General features: G+C 68.9%; 20 protein-coding genes. 4 read left to right on the top strand and 16 right to left on the bottom strand.

From position 1 onward, the window contains the following. Window positions 1–64: 64 nt before the first annotated feature. From KY49_RS37900 to KY49_RS31065, 5 genes are all read right to left on the bottom strand, one after another. Window positions 65–1,447: a hypothetical protein gene (locus tag KY49_RS37900; protein WP_156162647.1), complete on the bottom strand. Its 1,383-nt coding sequence runs from the start codon at window positions 1,445–1,447 to the stop codon at window positions 65–67. Between the two features lie 481 nt (window positions 1,448–1,928). Continuing rightward, entirely contained in the window at window positions 1,929–6,770 is a 4,842-nt protein-coding gene (locus tag KY49_RS31080; RefSeq protein WP_042588143.1) for an NAD-glutamate dehydrogenase, read from the bottom strand. Window positions 6,771–6,938: 168 nt separating this feature from the next. Then, window positions 6,939–7,127: a 4-oxalocrotonate tautomerase gene (locus tag KY49_RS31075; protein ID WP_010097369.1), complete on the bottom strand. Its 189-nt coding sequence runs from the start codon at window positions 7,125–7,127 to the stop codon at window positions 6,939–6,941. 45 nt (window positions 7,128–7,172) lie between these two features. Beyond that, entirely contained in the window at window positions 7,173–7,949 is a 777-nt protein-coding gene (locus KY49_RS31070) for a class II aldolase/adducin family protein (RefSeq protein ID WP_042588142.1), read from the bottom strand. Then, window positions 7,924–8,817: an urea transporter gene (locus KY49_RS31065; protein ID WP_042588141.1), complete on the bottom strand. Its 894-nt coding sequence runs from the start codon at window positions 8,815–8,817 to the stop codon at window positions 7,924–7,926. Before KY49_RS31065 ends, KY49_RS31070 begins: the two co-directional genes overlap by 26 nt. A 127-nt stretch (window positions 8,818–8,944) precedes the next feature. Between KY49_RS31065 and KY49_RS31060 the strand changes: the two genes are divergently transcribed. After that, window positions 8,945–9,499, top strand: a complete 555-nt coding sequence (locus KY49_RS31060) for a putative glycolipid-binding domain-containing protein (RefSeq protein ID WP_042588140.1) — start codon at window positions 8,945–8,947, stop codon at window positions 9,497–9,499. Here KY49_RS31060 and KY49_RS31055 read toward each other — a convergent pair. The 5 genes from KY49_RS31055 to KY49_RS31035 form a co-directional block, all read right to left on the bottom strand. Further along, the gene (locus tag KY49_RS31055; protein WP_042588139.1) at window positions 9,460–10,359 is read right to left on the bottom strand and encodes an alpha/beta fold hydrolase; all 900 of its coding nucleotides are present in this window, start codon (window positions 10,357–10,359) and stop codon (window positions 9,460–9,462) included. The two genes, KY49_RS31060 and KY49_RS31055, sit on opposite strands and share 40 nt — an antisense overlap. Before the next feature lie 4 nt (window positions 10,360–10,363). After that, window positions 10,364–11,269 (bottom strand): metal-dependent hydrolase, encoded by a 906-nt coding sequence (locus tag KY49_RS31050; RefSeq protein WP_042588138.1) that lies wholly within the window; start codon window positions 11,267–11,269, stop codon window positions 10,364–10,366. After that, window positions 11,266–12,192: an SDR family NAD(P)-dependent oxidoreductase gene (locus KY49_RS31045; RefSeq protein ID WP_042588137.1), complete on the bottom strand. Its 927-nt coding sequence runs from the start codon at window positions 12,190–12,192 to the stop codon at window positions 11,266–11,268. The genes KY49_RS31050 and KY49_RS31045 overlap by 4 nt, the downstream gene beginning before the upstream one ends. A gap of 23 nt (window positions 12,193–12,215) precedes the next feature. Next, on the bottom strand, window positions 12,216–13,799 hold the full coding sequence (locus KY49_RS31040; RefSeq protein ID WP_042588136.1) for a flavin-containing monooxygenase: 1,584 nt from the start codon (window positions 13,797–13,799) through the stop codon (window positions 12,216–12,218). Window positions 13,800–14,045: 246 nt separating this feature from the next. Further along, window positions 14,046–14,717, bottom strand: a complete 672-nt coding sequence (locus KY49_RS31035; protein WP_042588135.1) for a lysoplasmalogenase — start codon at window positions 14,715–14,717, stop codon at window positions 14,046–14,048. Between the two features lie 283 nt (window positions 14,718–15,000). On the opposite strand from KY49_RS31035, the gene KY49_RS31030 reads away from it, so the two are divergent. After that, window positions 15,001–15,846, top strand: a complete 846-nt coding sequence (locus tag KY49_RS31030; RefSeq protein WP_042588134.1) for a GNAT family N-acetyltransferase — start codon at window positions 15,001–15,003, stop codon at window positions 15,844–15,846. Between the two features lie 209 nt (window positions 15,847–16,055). On the opposite strand, the gene KY49_RS31025 is transcribed toward KY49_RS31030, so the two are convergent. The 4 genes from KY49_RS31025 to KY49_RS31010 all read right to left on the bottom strand — a co-directional run bounded on the left by KY49_RS31025 (window position 16,056) and on the right by KY49_RS31010 (window position 19,570). Beyond that, entirely contained in the window at window positions 16,056–17,036 is a 981-nt protein-coding gene (locus KY49_RS31025) for a sulfonate ABC transporter substrate-binding protein (RefSeq protein ID WP_042588133.1), read from the bottom strand. Between the two features lie 126 nt (window positions 17,037–17,162). Beyond that, window positions 17,163–18,002, bottom strand: coding sequence for a MerR family transcriptional regulator (locus KY49_RS31020; RefSeq protein WP_010089620.1), 840 nt, complete (start codon window positions 18,000–18,002; stop codon window positions 17,163–17,165). A gap of 58 nt (window positions 18,003–18,060) precedes the next feature. Further along, window positions 18,061–18,615 (bottom strand): GNAT family N-acetyltransferase, encoded by a 555-nt coding sequence (locus KY49_RS31015; protein WP_042588132.1) that lies wholly within the window; start codon window positions 18,613–18,615, stop codon window positions 18,061–18,063. Window positions 18,616–18,685: 70 nt separating this feature from the next. Then, entirely contained in the window at window positions 18,686–19,570 is an 885-nt protein-coding gene (locus tag KY49_RS31010; protein WP_042588131.1) for a LysR family transcriptional regulator, read from the bottom strand. A 125-nt stretch (window positions 19,571–19,695) separates the two neighbouring features. Between KY49_RS31010 and KY49_RS31005 the strand changes: the two genes are divergently transcribed. Then, entirely contained in the window at window positions 19,696–20,697 is a 1,002-nt protein-coding gene (locus tag KY49_RS31005; RefSeq protein ID WP_042588130.1) for a quinone oxidoreductase family protein, read from the top strand. 36 nt (window positions 20,698–20,733) lie between these two features. Here KY49_RS31005 and KY49_RS31000 read toward each other — a convergent pair whose 3' ends face one another. Beyond that, window positions 20,734–22,248, bottom strand: coding sequence for an MDR family MFS transporter (locus KY49_RS31000; RefSeq protein WP_042588129.1), 1,515 nt, complete (start codon window positions 22,246–22,248; stop codon window positions 20,734–20,736). Between the two features lie 238 nt (window positions 22,249–22,486). On the opposite strand from KY49_RS31000, the gene KY49_RS30995 reads away from it, so the two are divergent. Continuing rightward, the gene (locus tag KY49_RS30995) at window positions 22,487–24,046 is read left to right on the top strand and encodes a methyl-accepting chemotaxis protein (protein ID WP_042588128.1); all 1,560 of its coding nucleotides are present in this window, start codon (window positions 22,487–22,489) and stop codon (window positions 24,044–24,046) included. A 40-nt stretch (window positions 24,047–24,086) separates the two neighbouring features. On the opposite strand, the gene KY49_RS30990 is transcribed toward KY49_RS30995, so the two are convergent. Further along, entirely contained in the window at window positions 24,087–25,754 is a 1,668-nt protein-coding gene (locus tag KY49_RS30990) for an ATP-binding domain-containing protein (RefSeq protein WP_042588127.1), read from the bottom strand. Window positions 25,755–25,837: the final 83 nt, after the last annotated feature.

Here is a 25,837-nt window from a genome sequence, read left to right as displayed (position 1 = left end):
TCCTGGTAGCAGTTTTCCGGGGGCCGCAAGCACGGGGAATATCTACCCGTGCCTGTCCCAGCTACTATTCGTCGCCGGATCGGCTGACCGGATTGCCAAGATACGCCTTGACATCGCCAGCAGAAGCGTTGGGAAACATTTTATTGATGAGCTGCGGATTGGCTTCAAAGAAGTTTCTGATGCCGCCTGAAAGCTGAAGCGAATAATCGAGGGATACACGTTTCACATTGTCGTTCTGGAGCGGCGTCCCCGGTCCGAACGGCGTCCCTGAAGGAATGTTGCGGAACCACCATCCAATGATTTCCGGGGGCGCGTCCTTGGGCGGGACCATTCCCGCACTCAGCGGCCATTGCGAAGTCGAGTGACATGACATGCAGGCCGATCGGGGATTGTCGACGGGGCCATTAAGGCGGCTGGCAGGGCGAGGGGGCTGATAACCGTAATGGAGCATCTTCACATCCGGGTTGAGCCATGTCTGAGTCAGCTTGACGGGCGGCGTAAGCTTGTCGGGATCATTGCCCCACATGACGCCGACGGGATAAACCTGCTCCCAGTTCCTCAATGGGTTCACTCTTCTTTTCGGTGGCTTGAAGTCGGGGCCGCCGCCGTAGACGAATGTGCCGAATACCCAACCCGTTTCCTTGGCGCGTTCGTCCTTCACCGCAATGTCGATTTGCAGCAAGCGAACCGTCGTTACACAACGCTTGCTATTCAGCGTCGGGTTTTGGTCGTGCACGTCGCAATAAACGTAGGCCTTCCATTCGGGCGCGCCTGCGAGAAAGGGAACCTCATTCGGAGTCGCTGTCGTAAAAAGCAATTTTCCCGAAACGGTTCCTTCAGGAAAGATTCCCGCAGTGGGATCCGGTTTCCCATGATCTTTCCAGACCTTCCCGAACGTGACGCCGCCCGGCGCGTTATAAAAACCGACCGCGTAGTTATTCCAATACGACGTCTGTTGTTTGGCGAGCTCGCCGGGCTGCGACACGCGCTCCCGCGTCAATCCATGGATGAACTCACGCCCTTCCTTGCCGTAATCTTGCCAAGGGGCGTGATACCACTTGCGCCTCGAATTGCGCGCTGGATCGAAATTGTATTCGTAGTCTGCGGGGGTCGCCCGGATGTTCCCGTCATAGAAATACGTGAGAGCCGAAAGGATGTAGCGTTTGGGATCGCTAATCGGATCGTATTTGCGCCACGGTTGGTAATCTTTCGGCGCGTGGTCGGGGTAGTCCTGCGATAGCTTGAAAACGTGACCGGGCCACCCGGGCAATGGGTTCATCAATGCATCGCAGAATGGCGTTGTCGGCGTATCGCAGTCGTTGCCAATGCCTTTTGCGTTGGCGGGAAAGGCGGCACCAGCCGCGGATATGAAAGCGCCCGCATAAAGCGCCGCTGCCGCCCACCGGGAAAGACGCCGACCTGAACTCGAGATATTGCTGACGTTCATAGGGACTCCGGATCTGTATTGTTTGATCTTCTAACGGCAAACGTAATGAATCGACGGGAGTTGCAATATCCCGTGTGATCGCGTCAACGAATGACGGAACATTTTCACAAAACGAAAAACTCGATTTTCGTAGAATTCAGGTATGCCCCATACAGACTAGTTCGCGTATGTGCCCTTTACAACTGTCATTTTTGATGAAAGCGCGTCGGCCGCTGATCGAGAGATGGCAGCGATTCGTGAAGCGTCGGAATCCGGAGTGTTTATATATGGCCGTCAGCGAAATGCGAGCGTCTTACGGCCAGTCGCGCAGGCAACCGCATGATGCGAGGGAACCCATATGGTGGGTTGGAACGACCGGACGGCAAGGCATTGACCGCCGCCGGCACGCGGTGTCGGGCCGACCGGCGCGTCGTCGAGATCTCATCGGCCAAGCACGGCACTCATCCGTCGATCAGGGCGGACCGGTGAACGCCGGCTGCGGTCACGCCCGCTCCAGCACCGCCATCTCCCTCACGATCACGAGCAGCACGGCGAGGCTCGCGCCGCCCGTCGCGCGCAGGTCGGCGAGCAGATGTGCATAGCGCTCGAGCGCGGCCTCGCGCCGTGCGCGCCACGCGTCGACGATCGCCTCCGGCGTCGCCGTTTCGGCGGCTTCGCCGAGCGCGCTCGTCGTCAGCGCGCGCTTGAGGCGCGCGACGTCCGCGAGCGCCGCCGCGCGCGCCATCATGTCCCAGTGCGTGGGCGTCGGCAGCGCCGCCGCGCGCTCGCTGATCCAGCCGTAATTGAGCTGCGTGCCGAGCGCGAAGTACACGCCCGCGACGAGCTCCAGGCTGCGGTTGCAGGTCGCGGCCACCTCGGCGATGTCGAGCAGCGCGGCCGAGATGTCGCCGCTCGCGACGCGCACCGCGAGCGCGCTGTCGACGCCCGCGTCGACCAGCACGCGCTGCCGCTCGGACAGCGCGTCGAGATCGGCGGCCGGCAGCAGCGCCGGCAGTTGCGGCGCGAGCCGCTCGGCGGCGTCGCGGCAGCGCGCGAGCAGTTCGCCGACGCCGCCGTCGCCGATCGCACCGGCCTGCAGGTGCCGCAGGAACCACAGCGCCGCGCGTTCGAGCAGCCGCGCGACGTCGACGAACATGCGCGCCTGCACGTCGTCGGCGACGCGGTTGTCGAGTGCATCGATGTCGCGCCAGACCGCGTCGAGATCGAACACGTCGCGCGCCATGATGCACGCGCGCACGATATCGCCGGGTTGCGCGTCGGTTTCCTCCATCAGCCGGTGCACGAACGCGCAGCCGACCCGGTTGACGAGCGCGTTCGTCAGGTGGGTCGCGAGGATCTCGCGGCGCAGCGGATGGCGGCGCATCGGCTCGCTGAAGCGCTGCTGCAGCGGCTTCGGGAAATAGTCGACCAGCATGCCGGCCACGAGCGGGTCTTCCGGCACGTCGGATTCGAGCAGCGCGTCGTACAGCCACATCTTGCTGTATGCGAGCAGCACCGCGCGCTCCGGCGACGTGAGGCCGAGCTTCGCGGCCTGGCGCTCGGCGACGTCGTCGTCGGTCGGCAGGAACTCGATCACGCGGTTCAGCCGCCCCGCACGTTCGAGCCAGTGCATCAGGCGCGCCTCGGCGTCGAGCAGCTCGACCGTGTAGCGGCCTGCGATCGACAGCGCCTGGGTCTGGTAGTAGTTGTCGCGCAGCACGAGCAGCCCGACCTCGTCGGTCATTTCGGCGAGCAGCGCGTTGCGCTGCTTCTCGGTCATCTCGCCGTCGGTGACGACCAGCCCGAGCAGGATCTTGATGTTGACTTCGTGGTCCGAACAGTCGACGCCGGCCGAGTTGTCGATCGCGTCGGTGTTGACGCGTCCGCCGCGCTGCGCGAACTCGATGCGCCCGAACTGCGTGAAGCCGAGGTTGCCGCCTTCGCCGACGACTTTGCAGCGCAGGTCCGCGCCGTTCACGCGCACCGCGTCGTTCGCGCGATCGCCGACCTGTGCGTTGGTCTCGCGGGCCGCTTTCACGTAGGTGCCGATCCCGCCGTTGTACAGCAGGTCGACCGGCGCCTGCAGGATCGCGCGGATCAGCTCGTTCGGCGCGAGCGCGGCCGCGTCGATGCCGAGCGCGGCCTGCACCGCGGCAGACAGCGGGATCGTCTTCGCGGTGCGCGGATAGACGCCGCCGCCCGTGGAGATCGCTGCCGAATCGTAGTCGGCCCAGCTCGACCGCTCGAGCGCGAACAGCCGCGCGCGCTCCGCGAAGCTCGCGGCCGGATCGGGGTTCGGGTCGAGGAACACGTGCCGGTGGTCGAACGCCGCGACGAGCCGGATGTGCGGCGACAGCAGCATGCCGTTGCCGAACACGTCGCCCGACATGTCGCCGATGCCGACCACCGTGAAGTCGGTCGTCTGCGTATCGACGCCCATCTCGCGGAAATGCCGCTTGACCGACTCCCACGCGCCGCGCGCGGTGATCGCCATCTTCTTGTGGTCGTAGCCGACCGAGCCGCCCGACGCGAACGCGTCGTCGAGCCAGAAGCCGTATTCGTGCGAGATCGCGTTCGCGTAGTCGGAGAAGGTGGCCGTGCCCTTGTCGGCCGCGACGACGAGATACGGATCGTCGGGATCGTGCCGCACGACGTCGGGCGGCGGCTCGACCGCATTGCCGGCGAGGTTGTCGGTCAGGTCGAGCAGGCCGCGCAGGAACGTCTGGTAGCACGCGACGCCTTCGCGCATCCACGCGTCGCGGTCGCTCGGCGGCGGCGGGTTCTTCACGACGAAGCCGCCTTTCGAGCCGACCGGCACGATCACGACGTTCTTCACCATCTGCGCCTTCATCAGGCCGAGCACCTCGGTGCGGAAATCCTCGCGGCGGTCGGACCAGCGCAGGCCGCCGCGCGCGACGCGCCCGCCGCGCAGGTGCACGCCCTCGACGCGCGGCGAATACACCCAGATCTCGAACATCGGCTTCGGCTCGGGCAGGCCGGGCACTTTCGCGGGATCGAACTTGAACGACAGGTACGGCTTGGGCTCGCCGTCAGCGTCGTGCCGGAAGTAGTTGGTGCGCTCGGTCGCGTTGATCACGCCGAGGAACTGGCGCAGGATCCGGTCCTCGTCGAGATTCGGCACCTGGTCGAGCGCGGTCTCGATCGCCTTCAGCAGCCGCTCGGCCTGTGCGTCGCGCGGGCTGCCGATGCGCGGATCGAAACGCACGACGAACAGCTCGACGAGCTGCCGCGCGATCGCCGGATTGCCGGTCAGCGCGCGCTCGATGTACGCATCGCTGAACGTCGAGCCGACCTGCCGCAGGTACTTCGCATACGCGCGCAGGATCGTGACTTCGCGCGCGCTGAGGTGTGCGCGCAGCACGAGCCGGTTGAAATCGTCGTTCTCGATCCGGCCGCTCCAGATCCGGTCGAACGCGTCCTCGAACAGCCCCTTCACGCGCTCGATGTCGAACTCGGTGTCGTCCGCCATTTCGAGGCCGAAATCGTGCACCCATGCGGGCGCGCCGTCCTGCGCCTGGATCCGGTACGGCCGTTCCTCGTCGACGCGCACGCCGAGGTGTTCGAGCATCGGCAGGCTGCGCGACAGCGCGATCGGCTCGCCGGAGCGGTAGACCTTGAAGCGGAACGCGCGCGCTTCGGCCTCGATCGGCCGGTAAAGGTTCATCGCGAGGCGCCCGGTGCCGTTCACGCGCTCGATCAGTTCGATGTCGCGCACCGCGGTGCGCGCCGGATAGTCGTCGCGGTAGCCGGCCGGGAACGAATCGGCATAGCGCTGCAGCAGGCGGTTGCCTTGCTCCTCGCCGAACGCGTCGAGCAGCGCGTCCGACAGGTCGTCCTGCCAGCGGCGCGTGACCTGGATGAGGCGCGTCTCGAGCTCGCGTGTGTCGACGTCGGGCATCGTGCCCGGCTCCGCATGCACGACGAAGTGGATCCGCGCGATCGCGGATTCCGACAGCAGCGGCGTGAATTCGACGTTGATGCCCTTGAACGCGTCGACGAGCAGCCGCGCGATGCGCCGGCGCAGGTCGGTGGTGTACTTGTCGCGCGGCACGTACACGAGGCACGACACGAAGCGGTCGAAGCGGTCGCGCCGCACGAACAGGCGCGTGCGCTGATGCTCCTGCAGCCGCAGCACGCCGAGCGCGATGTCGTAAAGCTGGTCTTCGTCGGCCTGGAACAGCTCGTCGCGCGGATAGGTTTCGAGCACCGTCACGAGCGTCTTGCCGAGATGGCCTTTCGGCAAAAAGCCCGCGCGCCGCACGATGTTCGCGCACTTGCGCCGCACGATCGGGATTTCCGAGCTGGACACCATGTACGCGGTCGACGTGTAGAGCCCGATGAAGCGCCGCTCGCCGCAAACCTTGCCGTCGGGGCCGATCAGCTTGACGCCGACGTAGTCGAGATAGCCGGGGCGGTGCACGGTCGCGCGCGAGTTCGCCTTGGTGAGGAAGATCGGCCAGGCGCCGTGGATGATTTCCGCCGCGGCGGGCGGCAGCGGCGTCAGGTCCGGCGTGCCGGGCGTGCGCAGCGCTTCGCGCAGGATGCCGAAGCCCGAGCCTTCGACGCCGCGCAGCGCGAAGCCGGCGCCGTGGGACACGAGCGCGTAGTCGCGCTGCCCGAGGAACGTGAAATGGTCGGCCACCATCCATTCGAGGAACGCGCGCGCCTCGATGTCTTCGGCGCTCGTCTCGCGCGCCTTCATCTCCTTGATCGTGCTGCGCGCGATGTCGACGATCTTCGGCCAGTCCTCGACCGACGCGCGCACGTCGCCGAGCACGCGCGCGATGTCGTTGCGCAGCGAGTCGAGCTTCGCCGCGTCGCCGCAGCGGTCGACCTCGAAATGAATGAACGACGCGAGCTGCGAGTGCCCGTCGTCGGTCGCGAGGCCGCCCACGTCCGCGCGCTCGATATTGCCGTTCTTGCCGCGCCAGATCCGGAACACGGGGTGCATCGCCGAGTGCAGCGCAAGGCCGAGGCGGTTGACGGCCATCGACACCGAATCGACGAGGAACGGCATGTCGTCGTTGACGATCTCGATCACCGTGTGGTCGGAGTGCCAGCCGTGCTGTTCGAGGATCGGGTTGTACACGCGCAGCCGCTCGCTGCCGGGCACGAATTTCTGGGCGGTTTGCCAGTGCGCCATCGCGGCGCCGTACAGGTCGGCGATGCCGCGGCATTGCAGGTCGTCGGCGTCGACGAAGTCGTAGTAATGGCGAAGGAAGGGTTCGACGATCCGGAACGTCGCCTCGGGCAGGCGCTCGCGCGCGAATTCGACGACGTCGGAGAGCAGGTGTGCGACGACTTCTTCGTTCTTCGCTTCCATGGCGCGTTCTCCTCTCGGGTGGCCATCGACTGCTTCGTCAGTGGGCCATTATGCGCCGAATGCGCGACAACGCCATGTGCGGGTGCACATCACCGGGAAGACACGGACGGCGGCGCCGGAGAAACGGTAAGACGTGCTTACGTCAGCGGAAAGGCCGCCGCGAAGCGCTCAACCCTCGTCGCTCCACAGCTTGCCGCCCGTCGCCCAGTTCTCCTTCTTCACGTCGGTCAGGATGATGTCGACCGAGCCCGGCTCGCAGCCGAGCGTCTCGCAGGTGACGCGCGTGATCGCCTCGACGAACCGGCGCTTCTGCTCGACGGTGCGGCCTTCGAACAGCTGGATGTTGAATGTCGGCATGGGTTTCTCCTGTCAGGTCGGGAAGGTCGGAAAGTTCGGAACAATTCAATCGCGATACGACGGATCGATCCGGTCGACGCGGCGCAGCAGCGCGGGCCACTCCAGTTCGCCTTCGATCGCGCCGCCGTCGCGCAACTGCTCGGCGGTGCGCGCGGCGACGGCCGGCTCGGGCAGCACGAGCGGCCCGCCGCCTGCCTGCGCGCGCACCTGGATGTCGCACGCCTTGATCAGCGTATCCATCCGCACGTAGGCCTCGGCGACCGTGCGGCCGACCGTCAGCGTGCCGTGGTTGCGCAGCAGCATCGCGGATTTCGCGCCGAGGCTCGCGGTCAGCCGCGCGCCCTCGGCCGGCGAGAACGCCAGCGCCTCGTAGTCGTGATACGCGAGATCGCCGTAAAAGCGCAGCGCATGCTGCGATGCGGGCAGCAGCCCGTCGCGCTGGATCGACACCGCGATGCCGGCCGTATTGTGCAGGTGCATCACGCACACCGCGTCGGGACGCGCCGCATGCACGGCCGCGTGCAGCGCGAAGCCGGTCACGTTGACCGGGTGCTCGCCGTCGCCGATCCGGTTGCCGGCGAGGTCGATCTTCACGAGGTTCGACGCGCGCACCTCGTCGAACGTCAGCCCGAACGGATTGATCAGGAAGCGGCCGGGCTCGCCCGGCACGGCCGCGGAAAGATGCGTGTAGATCAGGTCGTCCCAGCCGTTCAGCGCGACGAGCCGGTACGCGGCGGCGAGATCGACGCGCAGCCGGCGTTCGGCGTCCGAGATCGGGCCGCCGGGCGTGACGGCGTCAGGACGGTGAGCGAATGACGACATCGGCTTCTCCCAGGGTGAAGCGGCGCACGACCCATACGGTGAGCCACGACGCCAGCACGAACGGCGCGGTGAGGGCGGTGACGCCCGCGCGCATCGCGAGCGCCTGCAGCAGCGCGGCGAGCACCGCGGCCGCCAACGCGGCGCGCGCGCCGCGCGGCATCAGCGCAAGCGCGGCCAGCGCGCCATTGAAGCCTGGCAGACCGTCCGCGAGCGTCGCGGCGCCGGCGCCGAGCGCGATCAGCAGCGCGGACGACACGGCCGCGCCGCCGAGCGCGAACGCGGCCGCGCGGCGCGACGCGGCCGCGAGCCCGGCGACGATCAGCGCGCCGGCCCATGCGCCTTGCGCGAAGGCGGCCTGCGCGACGCCGGCGAGCAGCGCCGGTGCGAACGCCGGCAGCGTCAACGATACGCCGGCTGCGCTCGCGCCCGCATGCTGCGTCGCGACAAACGGCAGCCACAGCGCGGTGACGGCGAGGCACGGGCTCGAATACGGGCACTGGCGCCATGTCTCGAGCGGCCGGCGCAGCGCGCGCTGCACGAGCGCCGCACCCGCCGCGGCGAGCGGCGCGAGCGCGACGGCCGCGAGCGGCTGCGGCGCGAACGTGACGGCGGCCAGCGCGGCGAGCGCGCCGTTGAAGCCGTGCAGCCCCGCTTCGACGTCGCCGCGCGCGGCGCCGGTCAGCACGGCGACCATGTTGGCCGCCGCCGCGCCGAGCAGCGCCGCGCACGCGAGCCGCGCGTCGGTGAGCGCCAGCGCGGCGAGCAGCAGTGCGCCCGTCAGCGCGTTCGCTTGCAGCACGATCTGCCCGAGGCTGCGCAGCAGGATGCGCAGGTCGATCGACGGCGAGGCGGGCTGGGCAGTGGACATGACGGCGGCAGTGCAGGATGAGCCGCGAGGATAGGGCAGATCGGCATGCACCGGAATAGGGAATCGTGGATACCGGGAATTTGTGCGACGATGCCCGGCATTCGACAACGAGCAAGGAGGCAGGACGATGCGTGAAGTGCGTTGGGCGTCGCTCGAAGGCGACGGGATCGAACATCTGGCGTTCGACCGCAGCGACGGCGGGATCGTCGTGGAAAGCGTGGTGGTCGGCCAGCGGTACGGCAAGTCCTACGGGCTCGCGTACCGGGTGGTCTGCGACGCGCGATGGCGGGCGACCTACGCGGTGCTCAAGGTGATGGGCGGCGGCACGCTCGAGCTGCACGGCGACGGCCTCGGCCATTGGCGCGACGGCTCCGGGCGGGCGCTGCCGGAACTGGACGGCTGCATCGACATCGACATCGCGGCGACGCCGTACACGAACTCGCTGCCGATCGGCCGCCTCGGGCTTGCGCGCGGCGAGCGGCAGCCGATCGACGTCGTCTACGTGTCGACGCCGGACCTGAAGGCGACCCGGGTCCAGCAGGCATACGCGTGCATCGAGCCGGGCCGGCGCTACCGCTACGAAGGCATCTTCCGGGATTTCACCGCCGAGATGGACATCGACGACGACGGCCTCGTGATCGACTACGAGACGTTGTTCAGGCGCTTGCCGGCAATCCGCTGAACGGGCGCGGCCGTCTTCGTCTCGTGGGCGGCCGCGAAGCGGTCGATCCGCGCCGCGATCAGGTCGGGGTCGCGCAACACGATCCAGTGCGCGCCGTCGATTTCCTCGCGCACGTGCTCGCCGAGCCAGCGGTCGAGGCCGGCCGACATCTCCGGCGTCACGTAGCGGTCGCGCACCGGCACGAGGATCTGCACCGGCGCCTGTGCGTGACGCTCGCGCGGCCGCCGGGCCCGCGCGATGAAGTTCGCGCGGTACATCTGCATGCCGTTCAGCGCGTTCTTCAGTTGCGCGGGGTCGCGCTCGGGGCGAACCCGTTCGGTGAGCTGCAGCCAGCGCGGCCACAGCGCCGCGCCGCCGAGCCGCCACACCAGCGACGGCACGAGCGGCAGGTGGAAGAACGCGATGTACCACGACCTCAGGCTCTGCCGGAGCCGCATCCTCGCGCGGAACACATGGTCGAGGCACGGCCCGGAGATCGACGTGTACGACGCGATGCGCCCGCGCAACGCCGGATCGGTCACGGCTTCCCAGCACTGGATCGACCCCCAGTCGTGGCCGACGAGGTGGAACGGCCGGCCGCCGCAGGTGGCGTCGGCGACGGCCTTCAGGTCGTCGGCGAGCCGTGCGAGCGTGTAGTCGGCGCGGCGGCGCGGCGCGTCGGAGGCGCCCGCGCCGCGCACGTCGTACGCGATCACGCGGTAGCGTTTCGCGAGCCGCGCGCGGATCGGCTCCCACACCCGCGCCGAATCGGGGTAGCCGTGCACGAGGATCACCGGCGGCGCGCGGCGCGAGCCGCTCGCGTAGACGGCGAGCTTCACGTCGCCGGACTGGACGGTCAGCATCTCGCTTGCGCGCGCCATCGCGTCACGCCTGCGGGACCGGATGCAGCGGCACGCGGCGCGGCGCGGCCTGCGCGGCGTAGCGCGCGTTGGTCGCGTCGATGTTCGCGAGCAGCGTGTCGAGCCCTTGCAGGTACTGGTGGTTGTCGTGGTCCCACGGATGGAAGCCCGGCCGGAAATAGTCGAGCCATTCTCGCGCGATGCTCGGGAACACGCCATGCTTCGGGCTGTACAGGTACTTCACGAGCCGCCACATGCCGCCGAATTTCCCGTGACGGCGCCGATGCGCGAGCATCAGGCGCACGTGGAAGTCGAACACGATCGTCCAGAACATCAAGGTCGTCGTCAGCATCGTGCCGGTGCGCAGCAGGTAGCTGCCGAGGCCCGGCTTCATCACGGCGTTCCACACGTCGTACGACACCGCCTTGTGCTCGGTCTCTTCCATCGCGTGCCACATCCACATCTGCTGGTAGCCCTCGACGGAGCCGTCGATGCGGTGCTCGTGGCCCGACAGCAGCTGGTTCGCGAGAATCGCCGTGTAGTGCTCGAGCGCGATCGTGATCGCGAGCTGCATCGAATGCGGCAGCACCTTCTTGAACCAGCCGAGGATCGCCCACAGGCGCTTGTCGAGCTTGTGCGCGGGCAGCCCCGACGCCTGCAGCAGGTCGTTGTACTCGATGTGCTCGCGCGTGTGCATCGCCTCCTGGCCGATGAAGCCCATCACCTGCTTCTTCAGTTCCGGGTCGTCGATCCGGTCGCGGTAGTTGCGCACCGAGTCCATGAAGAACCGTTCGCCGGCCGGGAACAGCAGCGACAACGCGTTCATGAAGTGGGTGACGGGCACGCCCTGGACATGCCAGTCGCGCGCGTGCGCCGGGGGCAGCGCGAAACGGATGTCGCGCCGCACGGGCATCATCTGCGGTGTCGTCATGATTGTTCTCCTCCCTGATTGCCAGCGTTGTTGTACGTTGCGTGGGCCGGTGCGGGCGCGCGCGCGGCGCGGCGGCGCGCTTTCGCGGCCTCGTGCCTGGTTGCGAACACAACCAGTGCCTGATACGCGGCCGGCAGGATGCGCGCGAGCCAGTCGGCGCCGCGCGCGTCGCGCCCGATCAGCACGCGGCGCTTGTTGCGGCGCACGCCGGCGAGGATCGCTCGCGCCGCGTCGTCGGCGGTCGTGATGAAGAATTTCTCGAACGCGTCCTTGCCCTGTTGCTCGCTCTCGACCATGAAGCCGACCATGTTCTTCGCGACGCGGCTCGACTGCGCGATGTTGGTGCGGATGCCGCCCGGGTGCACACAGGTCGCCGACACGCCGCAGTTCATCATGTCGAGCTCCTGGCGCAGCGATTCGGTGAAGCCGCGCACCGCGTACTTGGTCGCGTTGTACCCGCTCATGCCCGGTTGCGCGAAGATCCCGAAGATGCTCGACGTGTTGATCACGTGACCGTCGCCGGACGCCTTCAGGTGCGGCAGGAACGCCTTCGTGCCGTGCACGACGCCCCAGAAGTTGATGTTCACGATCCATTCGAGATCGCTGTATTCCATCCCGTCGATCGTGCTCGACAGCGCGACGCCCGCGTTGTTGAAGATCAGGTTGACCTTGCCGTGTTCCTGCGCGGTGTCGTCGGCCCACGCGAACATCGCGGCGCGCTCGCCGACGTCCAGCACGCGCGTCGTCACACGCACGCCCGGCGCGACCGTGCGGACGATCCGTTCGGTTTCGGCGAGGCCGACCGCGTTCTTGTCGGCGAGCGCCACGTGGCAGCCGGCCTGCGCGAGCTGCACCGCGAGCGCGCGGCCCATGCCCGAGCCCGCGCCGGTGATCGCGGCGACCTTGTTGGCGAAATCTCTCATGTCTGTTGGCTCCTGTTCGAGGCTCAGGCCGCTTCGGCGGAAGCGGAAGCGGCGGAGGCGGGCGCGGCGGTCGGCCGCGCGGCCGTGTCGTGTTGCGGGACGCCGTACGCGTGATAGTCGGCCATCGAGAAGCGCGCGGTCGCCTGCCGGAAGCGCCACGTGAAGCCCGGCCACAGCGTCGTGTTCTTGCCGGTGCGCGGGTCGAGATACCAGCTCTTGCAGCCGCCCGTCGACCAGATCGCCTTCTTCAGCCGGCCCTGCAGGTCGTGGTTGAACCGCGCCTCGACGAGCGGGCGCACCTCGATCGCGTCCGCGCGCTCGCGGCGCATCGCCTGCAGCGCGCCGAGGATGTACTCGATCTGCGACTCGATCATGAACACCATCGAGCTGTGGCCGAGGCCGGTGTTCGGGCCGACGAGCATGAAGAAGTTCGGATAGCCGGGCAGCGTCGTGCCGAGATACGCATGTGCGCCGTCGCGCCACGCATCGACGATGTCGAGGCCGCCGCGGCCGACGATCGCGCCGCGCGGAAACGGATCGGCAACCTGGAAGCCGGTGCCGTAGATCAGGCAGTCGACTTCGTGGCGCTTGCCGTCGGTCGTGACGACCGCGTTTTCTTCGATCCGCTCGATGCCGGTCGTGATCACGTCGACGTTCTTGCGCGACAGCGCCGGATAGTAGTCGTTCGAGATCAGCACGCGCTTGCAGCCGAGCGTGTAGTCCGGCGTCACGGCGCGGCGCAGGTCCGGATCGGGAATCTGCTTCCTGATATGGCGCAGCGCGAGCTTCTGCACGTTCCTCATCAGCGACGGATGGATCGCGAAGCCGAGCACGCGCGACTCGAGCATCCAGTAGATGCCGCTCCTCACGGCCTTCTGCGTGAACGGCAGCGTGCGGAACAGCCACTGCTCGAGCTTCGTCACGTTGCGGTCCGGCTTCGGCATGATCCACGGCGGCGTGCGCTGGAACAGCGCGAGCGCCTTCACGCGCGGCGCGATCTGCGGGACGAACTGGATCGCGCTCGCGCCGGTGCCGATCACCGCGACGCGCTTGCCGTCGAGCGAGTAGTCGTGGTCCCACTGCTGCGAGTGGAACGCGCGGCCCTTGAAGGTCTCGATGCCGGGGATCGCCGGCAGCGCCGCGCGCGACAGGCCGCCCATCCCCGACACCAGCACGCGGGCAGACAGCCGCTTGCCGCTCGCGAACGCGAGGCGCCAGCGCTGCGCGGTCTCGTCGTACTCGGCGCGCTGCAGTTCGTGGTTCAGGCGCAGGTGCGCGCCGATCCCGAAGCGCTGCACGCAGTCTTCGAGATACGCGCGGATTTCCGGCTGCGGCGCGAACATGCGCGTCCAGCGCGGGTTCGGCGCGAACGAGAACGAGTAGACGTGCGATTGCACGTCGCATGCACACCCGGGGTAATGGTTGTCGCGCCACGTGCCGCCGACCGACGCCGCCTTCTCGAGCACGACGAAATCGGTCACGCCCGTCTGCCGCAGGCGAATGGCCATCCCGAGACCGGCAAAGCCGGTGCCGATGATGGCGATGTCGACGGTTTCGTCGGGGCCGTCGTGACCAGGGGCGCCGAAAGGCAACGTGCGAGCATTCATCCGGGTGTCTCCGTTATGGCTCATTTTTGAATGTTACATTGCTTGATGTAACGATAGTGGGTGAACCTGGAAACCGCAAGGGGCTAGACGGTGGGCTCTAATGGCCGGAAGCCTTGTGGGAAAAGGCGGAGGCGGGTTTGGAACGGTACGGCGGAGAGGCCGTTGGCGGGGCAGCGAGGCCCGTGGAACGCGGGTTGGCGGGGGCGGCTCAGACCGCCGGCGCGCGACGGTCTGTTTGAAATCGAATCAGGGGCGGATCGAACGGCCGGCCGTCTCATGGAAAACCCCGGCGACGATCGTGACCTGCGCGAGCGCGTACAGCGCCCAGATCAGGTAGTCGATGCCGGCGAATCCGCCGAGGAAGCGGCCGACGCCGATCAGCGTGTCGGAGCCGACGAAGATCAGGCTGCCGAGCGCGACGAGCGGGCCGCGGGTGCGCGCGGCGAGCGCGAAGCTCGCCATCGCGCACAGCACGAGCATGTAGACGGCGACCGGCGCGGCCAGCTCGCCGAGATGCGGGAAGAACGCGGCGTAGAAGGCCGGGGCCGCAAGCCACAGCCCGACCAGTGCGGCGACGCGCCAGCCGTGTGGGCGTGCGCGCCAGCGCAGAAAAATCGCGCAATAGCCCAGATGCGTGAGCAGGAACGCGCCGAGCCCGCCGACGAACGATGGCGGCCAGCCGGGTAGCGCGAGCAGCACGTCGCCGAGCACGGCGGCCGCGAGCGCCGCGCACAGCCACGCGCGTTCGCGCGGCGCGTCGCACGCCCAGGCCGTCGCGAGCAGCAGCACGCCCATCGCGGCCTTCGCGGCGGCTTGGCCGGGATAGGGTGCGGCGGCGAGCGACAGGCCGTACGCGAGCGCGGCGGCGACGGCGAGCGGCCAGAGGCGGCGATAGGCGGCGGGAAGCGTGGCGGTCACGGCGGGCGTCTCCGGGAGTCTTGTTGTCGTTGTCATGGTCGGGCGCGCGGGGGCGGCCGCCGGTCATTATGGAGAAGAAAGGCCGCGCGAAAACCGGCGAACTCCTCTAGTCGCGGTGCGGGCCGTCCGCCGCGCATCCGGTTCGCCGTGCGCGGCAGCCCTGGCTCAGGGCACGGTTGGACGGTCCGCTCTGTCAGTTGGCCGGTACCCGCTTGCCGGCGCTTCCCGATGCACTTACCGTAGTACGAGGCGGCAGTCCTGAGAGCCGCGACTGGGACGAACCATGGATCAAAGCGAAGACTTTATCGTGCGCACCATGTCGGCCGGCGAGGTGGCCATGTCGGTCGAATGGGCGGCTGCAGAAGGGTGGAACCCCGGCCGGCATGACCCGCGATGTTTCAGGGAAGCGGACCCGGCCGGTTTTTTCGTCGGCGTTTGGCGCGGTGAACCGGTCGCGTGTCTCGCCGCCGTCGCCTATGACGAACGCTTTGGCTTCATCGGTCTCTACATCGTGAAACCCGGGTTTCGCGGCAAAGGCTTCGGCATGCGAATCTGGCAGCACGGCATGCGCTATCTTGGAGACCGCAACGTCGGCCTCGATGGTGTCGTCGCCCAGCAGGCGAACTACCGGAAATCGGGGTTCCGGCTCGCGTACCGCAACATCCGCTATCAGGGGCGCGTGGAAGGCATCGGGTGCGCGCAGGTAGCGGCAGCGGCCGATGTGCCGTTCGAGCAGTTGCTTGCCTACGATCGCCAGTGTTTTCCCGCGGCGCGCGAGCGTTTCGTGTCCGCCTGGATTGCGCAGCCGGATGCCGTTGCGCTCGCTACGGTCGACGCCGGCCGTGTCGCGGGATACGGCGTCGTGCGCCGCTGCAACGCGGGCTGCAAGATCGGCCCGCTCTTCGCCGATGACGCAGGCGTTGCCACCGGGCTGTTTCGCGCGCTGGCGGCGAGCATGCCCGGCGAGGTCATCGTGCTCGACGTGCCCGAAACGAACCCTGCGGCCGTCGCGCTGGCGGAACGGCACGGCATGACGAGCGTCTTCGAAACCGCGCGGATGTACACGAAAGACGCGCCTGCGATCGCGATCGATCGCGTGTTTGGGGTGACGTCGTTTGAGCTGGGGTGATGGGGGGCGGGGCTGAGCGTTACCGCTCGGTTGCCAAAGCCCAAGTTGCTGAACATACCCCGTGAATCACTCAATTTGGCGCGGTCATGGGTGGGCAGCCCGCCAGCAACGCACTTATCGGTATCAGTGAAAGCCGTTTGAAGAAAAAAAGGCCGACGGGCAGGGCGCCCGTCGGCCTTTTTTGAAATGCGGGCGCGCCGCGCCGCGCGTTACTTCGCCGCGAGCGCGGTCGCCACGCGCTTGTCCGTCCACGCGTTGTCGCCGACGACGAGCTTCTGCGGAATCAGCTTCGCGTCATGAAACGCATCCGCGACGCCCTGCTGGGTCGCGACGATCCGTTCGTCGATCGGCACCGCGCCGAACGGCACGCGCTTGATCCACGCTTCGACGAGCGGCTCGGGCAGGCCGACCTTCGGCGCGAGCAGCGCGGCGGTCTCGGCCGGATGCCCGTTGACCCACAGGCCGGTCGCGCGCGCCTGCTGCAGGATCGCGGCGACGATCTCCGGACTGCGCTGCGCGAAATCCCGCGTCGCCTCGTAGAAGTTGTTGGTCGGCGTGAGGCCCGTGTAATCGGACAGCGTGCGGACCTTCAGCGTGTCCTGCGCGGCCGCGTAATAAGGATCCCAGATCGCCCACGCATCGACGTTGCCGCTTTCGAACGCGGCGCGCGCGTCGGCGGGCGGCAGGTAGACCGGGCGGATCTCGTCGTAGCGCACGCCGGCCTTCTGCAGCGCCTTCAGCAGCAGGTAGTTCGCGCTGGAGCCCTTCTGCAGCGCGACTTTCTTGCCGCGCAAGTCGGCCACCGACTTGATCGGCGAATCGGGCTTCACGACCACCGCCTCGTTGTGCGGCGCCGGCGGTTCCGCGCCCACGTACACGAAGCGCACGCCGGCCGCCTGCGCGAACACGGGCGGCGGCGCGCCGGTATAGCCGAAGTCGATGCTGTTCGCGTTGAGTGCTTCGAGCAGTTGCGGGCCCGCCGGGAATTCGAACCACTGGACGCGGTAGCCGAGCGGCTTGAGCCGCGTCTCGAGCGCGCCTTGCGCCTTGACGACCGACAGCAGCCCGGCCTTCTGGTAGCCGATGCGCACGACCTGGTCGGCGCCGCCTTGCGCGAACGCCGATGCCGAGCAAACCGCGACGAGCGTCGCGGCGGCGGTGCGGGTGATCCAGCGGGTGAAACGAATCATCTTGCGGACTCCATGCGAAACGTCTTCGGGCGAGCGGCGGGCGCGCCGCTCGGTTGGAAGAATCGTCGCATGGGCGATATCGGCGACCAACGAAGCATTGCCGATATCAATATGACGCCGGCGCGCCTATGCTTTGTCGCCGTCGCCTTGCAGATCGGGCGCGCCGGCCTGCCGCGCGGCCTCGTCGCTGAGCTTCCTGTCGAGGATGGTCGCGACGCGGCCGCCGAGGTACGCGCTCGCCGCGGTTTCGAGCGCGCGGTTCATCTCGCCTTCGACGAACACGGCCGCGAGCGGGCGCAGGCGCCAGATCGCGTCGACGAGCGCGGGCACGTCGGTCGGCGGCGGCAGCGCGCCGGCGTCGTAGCGGTCGAGCCGCTTCACGACGAGGTCCACCAGCAGCCGCGCGATCGCGTCGAAATGCGGGCGCGCGACGCTGATCATGTCGAGCAGCTCGCGCGGCGGAATGCCTTCCTTCGCCATCGCGGCCGCCGCTTCGAGCAGCGCGGGGCTCTTCGCGACGAACGACAGGCCGTGCCGCTCGAGCAGGCCGAGCTCGGTCACGCGCGCGAGCTGCGCGGGCGTTTGCGGGCCGAACATCTGTGCGAGCGCGGCGAGCGAGTACGTCTTCGGCCGCTCGTGCGACCAGCGGCCGCCGATCGCGTTTTCCAGGCCGAGGATCGAGCGCAGGTCGTGGCCCTCGTCGATCGCCATGATCAGGTCCTGGATGTTCGACAGCGTGTAGCCGCGCGCCAGCAGATGATTGATGACCTTCAGGCGGGCGACGTGCGTGTCGTCGTAGATGCCGACGCGGCCGCGCTTCTCGGGCGGCGCGAGCAGGCCGCGATCCTGGTACGCGCGGACGTTGCGCACGGTGGTGTCGGACACGCGCGCGAGCTCGTCGACCGTGTACTCGTTGCGGGTCTCCGCAGCGGCCTCGTCAGGTGTGGTGTGAGTCGGTTTTGGCATGCGGCCATTCTAGCGCGACGGGGTGTGCTCCGGCGATGACGGGCCGGCGCGGGGCCGCTCACGGGCGGGGGCGGGGCGCGTCGTGCGCGCCTTCGCCGAGCGGCCGCTGCAGCAGCGCGGTGTCGATCCAGCGGCCGTGCTTGAAGCCGACCGCCTTCAGCGTGCCGATCGGCTCGAAGCCGAACGCGCGATGCAGCGACGTCGAGCCGCCGGCGCCGCCATCGGCGATCACCGCGACCATCTGCCGCCAGGGGCCGGCTTCGCAGCGCGCGATCAACGCCGCGAGCAACGCCCGCCCGATGCCGCGCCCGCGCTGGGCGTCGTCGATGTAGATCGAGTCCTCGATCGTGTAGCGGTAGGCGCTGCGCGCACGGTACGGCGTCGCGTACGCGTAGCCGGCGACCCGGCCGCCGTGCTCGGCGACGAGGTATGGCAGGCCGTGGCGCAGCACCGTGTCGCGGCGTGCGCGCAGCTCGGCGACGTCGGGCGGGGTCTCTTCGAACGACGCGACACTGTGGAGCACGTGGTGCGCGTAGATCGCGTGAATCGCGTCGAGGTCGCCGTCGGTCGAGTCGCGGACGATGGATGAAGCGGTGTCGGGAGTGGCGGGCATGGCGGTGTGGTGGGGCGTGAGGTTTCTACTATGCGGCCGGTCGGCCAACCGGGTAAAGCGGGCCCGGGCGCTACAGCCCGCCGTCGGCCGCGCGGATCGCGTCGGCGATCGCGTCCGCGACGGTCTGCACGCGCGACGAGCGGCGCACGTCCGGGTGCACGACGAGCCAGATCTCGCGCTCGATGTCGCAGCGGGGCGCCGACGTCAGCTCGACGAGCGACGCGGGCGGGGGCGAGGCAGTCGACTCAAGCGAGCCATCGACGAGAAAGCGCGGCAGCAGCGCAATGCCCGCGCTCGCCAGGCACGCGCGGTGCAGCGTCGCCAGATCGTTCGACACGAACGCGAAGCGGCGTCCGGCCGCGAATCGTTCGAGCCATTGCTGCTGGGGCGTCTGCGCGAGCGCGTCGTCGTAGCCGAGAAACTGCCACGTGTCGGGCGGGGCGGCGGCCCAATCGGGCGTCGCGCACAGCGCGAAGCGCATCGTGCCGAGCCTGCGCGCGGCGAGCCCCGGCTCCTGCGGACGCGACAGGCGCACCGCGAGATCGGCTTCGCGCGCGTACAGGTTGGCCGCGTGCATCTCGCCGATCAGGTCGATCCGCAGCCGGGGCCACGCGCGCTGCGCCCGCGCGAGCCGCGGCGCGAGGAAGTGGCTCGCGAAGACCGGCGACGCCGACACGCGCACGATGCCGTCCAGGTCCGCCACGCCCTGCGCCGCGCGCGCGAACGCATGCGCGTCCGCTTCGAGGCGCGCGGCGTGCTCGGCCAGATGCAGGCCTTCGTCGGTCGGCGGCCAGCCGCGCGGCAGCCGATCGAACAGCCGGATGCCGAGCGCGTGCTCCAGCGCGTCGATGCGCCGCGCGACCGTCGAATGCTGGACCCGCAGCGCCCGCGCGGCGGCCGACAGGCTGCCGCCGCGCATCACCGCGAGGAAGTAGCGGATGTCGTCCCAGCTCATCCCGGGCGGCGAAGCCGCCGCATCATCTGTCGAATTTTGCACAGTAGCTGCTTGCGATTCGTGAATTCCGCTCGATTATGCACGATGGGATCATCGCGTCACTTCATTCGATTGCGAGGAACACCATGAAGGTGAATGTCATCACCGCTTGTCAGATCGGGATCGACCGCCATGGCGACGCCGGCGTGCTGCGTCGCGTGGAGGCGCCCGTTGCGCCGCCCGGCCCGGGCGAGGTGCGGATTCGCCAGACCGCGGTCGGCGTGAATTTCGTCGATATCTATTTCCGCAGCGGCGCGCATCCGCTGCCGGCGTTGCCGGGCGTGCTGGGTGTCGAGGCGGCGGGCGTGATCGACGCGGTCGGCCCCGGCGTGACCGGCCTCGAACCCCGCCAGCGCGTCGCGTACGCAGGCTTGCCGACCGGCAGCTACGCGACGGCGCGGACGCTGCCGGCCGCGCGCGTGTTGCCGATTCCGGACGGCGTGGGCGACGATGCGGCCGCGGCCGGGCTGCTGAAAGGGATCACCGCGTACATGCTGCTCCACAAGGTGCGGACGGTAGGCGCCGGCGACAGCGTGCTCGTCCACGCGGCGGCCGGCGGCGTCGGGCTGCTGGTCACGCAGTGGGCGAGCGCGCTCGGCGCGCGCGTGATCGGCACGGTCGGATCGGCGGCCAAGGCCGCGCTCGTGCGTGCATGTGGCGCGGAAGCGGTGGTGGCGTATCGCGACGACGATTTCGTCGCGGCGGCGCGCGCGTTCGGCGGCGGCGCCGGCGTCGACTACGCGATCGACGGGATCGGCGGCGACGTGCTGACCCGTACGCTCGGCGCGGTCAGGCCGTTCGGGATGGTCGCGAGCATCGGGCAGGTTGCCGCGGTCGGTGCGCGCCAGACGATCGATCTCGACGAACTCGGGCCGGCGCGCTCGATCGCGCTGGCACGGCCGAGCGTGCTCGGATTCATCGCGCGCGACGTCGCCGGCTACCGGGAAGCCGCGCGCGTGACGCTCGAGCGGCTGGCGGGCGGGATGCACGTCGAGATCGGCGCGCGGCTGCCGCTCGGGCAGGCGGCCGATGCGCACCGGATGCTGGAAGCGCGGGCGACGACGGGCGCGGTGGTGCTGGTGCCGTGACGGGGCATGGGCCGGCCGCCGGTCTGCTCCGCCCGTTCACGCGCGCTTGCGCAGCGGCGCATCCTCGACGAACCACGCGAGCACGAACGCGATCGCGATCACGGCCGCCGCCGCGAGATACACGACGTGCAGCGACCCCGCGAACGCGTGCAGGTACGCGTCGCGCACCGCGTCCGGCAACCGGTGCACGGCGGCCGGGCCAAGCGACGGCGGCAGCTCGGCGCCGGCCGGCAGCGTCGTCGCGAGCCGCGTCTGCAGCCCGTTCGAGAACAGCGCGCCGAATGCCGCGACGCCGAGCGAGCCGCCGATCGAGCGGAACAGCGTGACGCCCGACGTCGCGACGCCCATGTGGCGGAAATCGATCGTGTTCTGCACCGCGAGCACGAGCACCGGCATCACCATCCCGAGCCCGATGCCGAGCAGCGCCATGTAGCCGTACATCGTACTCAGCGGCGTGGCGAGCGACAGCGTGGACAGCAGCGCCATCGCGACGCCGCCGACCAGCGTCCCCGCGATCGGAAACGCGCGGTACCGGCCGAACCGCGAGATCAGGCGGCCGCTCGCCACCGACATCGCGAGCATCCCGCCCATCATCGGCAGCAGTTGCATCCCGGCCTGCGACGGCGTCGAGCCTTTCACGACCTGCAGGTACAGCGGAATGAACGTGACCGAGCCAAACAGCGCGATGCCGACGACGAAGCCGATCAGGCTGCACAGCACGAAAGTGCGGTGGCGGAACAGCGCGAGCGGCATGATCGGCTCCGCGGCGAGCCGCTCCTCGTAGACGAACCCGCCGATCGCGACGATGCCGAGCACGAGCGTCATCCACAGCTGTGGCGACGACCACGGCAGCAGCGAGCCGCCTTCGGTCGTGAACAGGATGATGCAGGTGAGGGCGGTCGCGAGGAACGCGGCGCCCAGGTAGTCGATCCGGTGCTTCACGTGAGCGGCGTGCGGCTTGAACGCGACGCCGATCACCGCGAGCGCGACGAAGCCGAGCGGCAGGTTGATGTAGAAGATCCAGCGCCACGACAGGTGCTCGACGAGGAAGCCGCCGAGCAGCGGCCCGATGATCGTCGCGAGGCCGTACACGCCGCCGAACATCCCCTGGTAGCGGCCGCGCTCGTCGGGCGGGATCAGGTCGCCGATCGCGGCCATCGTGACGACCATCAGGCCGCCGCCGCCGAGCCCCTGCAGCGCGCGCAGCAGGATCAGCTGCGTCATGTCCTGCGCGACGCCGCAGAGCACCGAGCCGGCGAGGAACAGCACGATCGCCGCCTGGAGCACGATCTTGCGGCCGTACAGGTCGCCGAGCTTGCCGTACAGCGGCAGCACGACGGTGGACGACAGCAGGTACGCGGTCACGACCCACGACAGCTGGTCGAGCCCGCCGAGCTCGCCGACGATCGTCGGCAGCGCGGTGGACACGATGGTCTGGTCGAGCGCGGACAGCAGCATCACGAGCAGCAGCGCGGCGATGATCAGCCCGACGGGCGTGTCGCGGCGGGCTGCGTCGGCGGCCGCCGCGTGCGGGACGGTTTCGGTTTGCATGGGCGATATCTGCCATGGCAGTGAATTGTTCGGGAATATAGAAGCTAAAGATTGCCTGGTCAATTTCTGCTCATCCCTTAATTGTTTCAGGCGTAACAGGAAGACGATGCGGGGCGCCGAATTTGACGTAAATCACGGAACGAAAGGGGGCCGGATTCAAGTTTTCTGCAGGCAATCCGTAATACAAAATGCTGCGCACCGATCGCCGCGAGACTTTTTTTACCGCCCACGTTCCGTCATGAACCTGAACGCCCTGTTTTCCCGATTCACGATCCGGACCCGGATCTTCTCCACGCTTGGCCTGGTTGCGGGCCTGCTCGTCATTTCCGGGCTGATCGGCCTTGCCGGCATGCAAAGCTCGAACCGCGCGCTCGAAGAGGCGTATTCCGGCCAGCTGGCCTCGAAGACGGCGCTGTCCGCGGCGACCCTGAACCTGACGATCGTGCGCACGACGCTCGACCGCGCGATGCTGCATCCCGAGGCGCCCGAAGTGCCGGATCTGCTGACGAAGGCGGACAACTACCTGGCGAAGGCCGACGCCGCGTGGCGCACCTACGCGGCGATGCCGCACGACGGCGACGAGAGCGCGCTTGCCGGCCGCATGGACGCCGCGCGCCAGGCGCTGATCGGGCAGGCGCTCAAGCCGATGTCCGACGCGATCCGGGCCGGCCGCCGCGACGAGGCCGACCGGCTGCTGATGACGGTCGCGCCGCCGCTGTCGGTCGCGCTCACGCAGGCGACCGATGCGCTCGACGCATTCCAGGTGGCGCGCGGCAAGGAGGTGTTCGACACCGCGCAGACGTACTACGAATGGCTGCGCATGGGCGCGGTCGCCGGCATCGCGTTCGGCCTCGCCGCATGCCTCGGCTGCGCGATCGGCCTGCATTTCGCGATCTCGCAGCCGCTCGCGCGGCTGCTGGCGCACTTCCGCCGCCTGTCGGACGGCGACCTGACCTCGGAGGTGCGCTGGGCGTCGCGTGACGAGATGGCCGAACTGGTCAAGGGCGTGCAGGGCATGCAGTCCAGCCTGGCCGACACCGTGCGCCAGGTCACGCGGGGTTCCGAGGCGATCGTCACCGCGACGCACCAGATTGCCGCCGGCAACACCGACCTGTCGCAGCGCACCGAGGAGCAGGCCGCCGCGCTCGAGGAGACGGCCGCGAGCATGGAGCAGCTGACGGCGACGGTGAAGCAGAACGCCGACAACGCGGCCGAGGCGCAGGCGTGCGCGGACAGCGCGTCCGAGATCGCGGCGAAGGGGGCGACGGTCGTCGGCGAGGTGATCGGCACGATGAACGAGATCGACCAGAGCTCGCAGAAGGTCGCCGACATCATCGGCACGATCGAAGGGATTGCGTTCCAGACCAACATCCTCGCGCTGAATGCCGCCGTGGAAGCGGCGCGCGCGGGCGAGCAGGGCCGCGGCTTCGCGGTGGTCGCGGGCGAGGTGCGCACGCTCGCGCAGCGCTCGGCCACCGCGGCGAAGGAAATCCGCACGCTGATCGGCGAATCGGTCGAGCGCGTCGCGAACGGCTCGCGGCTCGTCGGCGTGGCCGGCGCGACGATGCAGGACATCCAGCAGGCGATCGCGCGCGTGACCAGCATCATGTCCGAGATCGCGGCGGCGTCGAACGAGCAGCGCGACGGGATCGAGCAGGTGAACCTCGCGGTGTCGCAGATGGATCAGGTGTCGCAGCAGAACGCCGCGCTCGTCGAAGAGGCGGCGGCGGCGGCCGCGTCGCTTGAAGAGCAGGCCGATGGCCTGCGCCGTGCGGTCGGCGCGTTCCGGGTCGCGTAAGCGGGTTCGCCGGCCCGGTCCGGGCAACCACCCGACCCCCTTACACCCCCGTGAGCTGCGCAGCCGCGCGCGCCGATGCGACGAGCAGCAGCTTCATCGTCGCGCGGGTTGCGCCGACGAACAGCTTGCGGGCCGCGCGCGCGTCGAGCGTGTCGAAGTCGATCTCGGTGAGGATCACGCACGGCGCCGACTGTCCCTTGAAGCGATAGATCGAATCGAGCAGCACGTCGCCGTCATGGTATTCGGGGTTGCCGAACAGGTCGTACTTGCCGGTGAAGCGCTTGACCTGGTGCGGCCCGAGCTGGTCGAGCGCCGCGAGCGCCGAGCCTTCGCGCCCGCGGTATGACAGTACCGCGATGTCCTGCTTGCGGAACCCGAGCGACAGCGCCTGCGTGATCGCGCGCTTGGTCGCGTCGATGCACGCGTCGGCCAGCGCGGCGGGCGACGCGTTCGCATCGCCGTAGGCGGACACGACGAGATCGGAGCCGTCGAACGGGCTGCCCGAGCGCAGCTCGGCCGCCAGCGGCTCGACGCGGCCGACGACGTCGCGCACGAAATCGAGCAGGTCGCGCGGGCTGCGGTAGTTGGTGAGCGCCTTCAGCGAGACCCAGCCCGGCAGCGCGACCGGCTCGCGCATGTAGAGGTTCTGCAATGGATCCTCGAGCCACCACCACGCGCCGTCCGGCGCGAGCAGCCGCTCCAGCGCGCTCGCCCATGACGGATGGAAATCCTGCCCCTCGTCGACGATCAGCACGTCGAAGCGCCAGCGCTCGGGCACCGGCGTTTGCGCGAAGCGGGCCTCGAGCCGCCCGAACGCGTCGGGCGCGCCGAAATCCGGCGTGTAGCCGCCGTCGCGCGCGACCCAGTCGCACAGCTGGTGGTAGTTCGCGATCTTCGCGCCGGGCGGCGCGATGCGCGCGATGTAGTCGGCGAGCGGCCGGTTGAAGCAGACGTAGAGCACGCGCCGGCCCGCGGCGATCGCGTCGCGCATCGCCTGCACCGCGAGCTGCGTCTTGCCCGAGCCCGCGGTGCCGATGACGCGCAGCCGGAACGGCGTGAACTCGAGCTGGCGCGCCCACGAGGCGAGGCCGCCGGACAGCCGCGTGACGAGCGTGCCGGCCTGCCCGACGAGCGCGCTCGTATCGGGCGTGAGCGCCAGCTCGTCGGCAAGGAAGTGATGGATCTTCGGCGCGTTCGCGACGCGCGGCTCGTCGGCGGGCAGGATCTGCTGAATGACCTGCGCGAGCTGCGCCTTGCGCGTCGCGTCGACGATGCGCTCGGACGGGACGCCCGCGATCGCGGCCTGCCGGATCGTGTAGTCGGGGCAGTAGAGCAACGCCTCCACGCCGTAGACGCCCGCGCCGAGCGCGGCGGTCAGGCGGCGGTGCAGCGTCTCCTGCGTGCGCGCGAGCTGGATCGGCACGTTGCGCTCGGTTTGCAGGTAGACCTTGACGAGCCCCTTCGGCGTCTCGCGCAAGAAGCCCGCCTTCTGCTCGATCAGCAGGACACGCCCGGCCGGGCTGACGACGACGAACGCCGCTTCGCCGAACACCGAGAAGCCCTGTTCGGCGCGGGTCCAGTGCACGCCGTGGTACACGGTGTAGCTGTCCGGCAGCGTGTGTTCGAGCGCGGCGAGCGTCTCGCGCTCGCGTTCCGCCGCGCCGGTCGCGGCGAGGCTTTTCCAGTCGTCGGGGATGAGGCGGGCCATGAGGTCGGACGCGGCGCTTGCCGGCGTGGGCGTGAACGGGTGCGGCTATTGTACTGAGGAACCCGCTCGCGGCCGCGGTGCGG

It is taken from the genome of Burkholderia sp. MSHR3999 (genome assembly GCF_000833595.1).
In the GTDB taxonomy this organism is placed as follows: domain Bacteria; phylum Pseudomonadota; class Gammaproteobacteria; order Burkholderiales; family Burkholderiaceae; genus Burkholderia; species Burkholderia ubonensis.
This window is presented reverse-complemented; position numbering and strand designations above follow the sequence as displayed.